Source organism: Microbacterium sp. Leaf351, assembly GCF_001423825.1.
Lineage (GTDB): Bacteria > Actinomycetota > Actinomycetes > Actinomycetales > Microbacteriaceae > Microbacterium > Microbacterium ginsengisoli.
On sequence record NZ_LMPK01000012.1, the window covers coordinates 62,984 to 64,127 of the forward strand.

Below are 1,144 nucleotides of genomic sequence, written 5' to 3' on the forward strand. Positions count from 1 at the left end.
TACCCGCCGTCACCACCCTGATGCTGGTCCTGGTCCCGGCGTTTCCCACCACACCGGCCGGGACGATGCGGGTCGGGGCGGTGCAAGGCAACGGCCCGTCCGGGTACTTCGACCAGCGCACCGTGGGGGCGATCGCCCGGGCGCAGGGGGACGCGACCGGCCCGGTGCTCGACGCGGATGTGGATCTGGTGGTGTGGCCGGAAGGGCTGGATGCTGACCCGTTCCAGACCCCGTGGCTGGCCGAGCATCTCACCGGCATCAGCACCCGGGCAGGTGCCCCGCTGCTGGCGAACGCGGCCACCACGGCGGGCGGCAACATCTACAACACGTCGTTCCTGTGGGACCCGGCCACCACCGGTGCCACGCCGCAGCGGGAGCAGGTGCAGACGCACGCGAAACGCCACCCGGTGCCGTTCGGCGAGTACGTGCCCGATCGGGCGTTCTACACCCTGCTCGCTCCCGACCTGGTCGGGCTGCTGCAACGCGACTACGCGCACGGCACCGACCTGCCCATGGTCACCGTCGGCGACGTGCCGGTGGGGTTGGCGATCTGCTTCGACGTGATCTACGACGAAGTCATCGCCGAGAGCGTCACCGCCGGCGCGGAGCTGCTGGTGTTCCAGACCAACAATGCCGACTTCCGCGGCACGGACGAGAACCTGCAGCAGCTCGCGGNNCCAGATCATCCGCCCCGACGGCAGCACCCTCACCGGTCTGCCCGCCGGACAGGCCGGGGCGATGATCGCCGACACCGACCTGCGCGCCGGGCTCACCCCCGCCGTCCTCATCGGGCAAGGCGTTTCCACTGTCACCCTATGGGGTGGGCTGGGTGGTCTCGCCCTCACCGGTGCGATCGCCCGGCGGCGACGCCCCCCTGCCGTGGCCTGACCAGGCATGCCCGCCAGACAACCCGGGCTATCCGACGGGCGGGAGGACGAGGCGGCGGATCTCCGCAGCGATCAGGTCCGATTCTGTGGCGGGGATGTAGTGGCCGGAGCGGGCAGCGACCACGTGCCGGCCCTGCCGGGACTGTGCGGCCCGATACCGCCCGGCGGCGGTCGCGGCATCCCGGACCCGTCGCGGCATCCCGTCCGCGAGACTGCCGGAGATGACGGTGACCGGGACATCGGGCAGCACCGGCGGG

The 1,144-nt window shown here is 71.9% G+C and carries 1 protein-coding gene and 1 pseudogene; one reads left to right on the top strand and one right to left on the bottom strand.

What is annotated here, in order from left to right; translation table 11 throughout:
• Window positions 1-675, top strand: a 675-nt coding sequence (locus ASG00_RS17085) for a nitrilase-related carbon-nitrogen hydrolase (protein ID WP_327037489.1), incomplete at both ends; no start/stop codon positions are given.
• A gap of 240 nt (window positions 676-915) precedes the next feature.
• Here the strand turns inward: ASG00_RS17085 and ASG00_RS15260 are convergent.
• A pseudogene (locus tag ASG00_RS15260) lies at window positions 916-1,144 on the bottom strand (alpha/beta fold hydrolase); the annotation flags it as partial.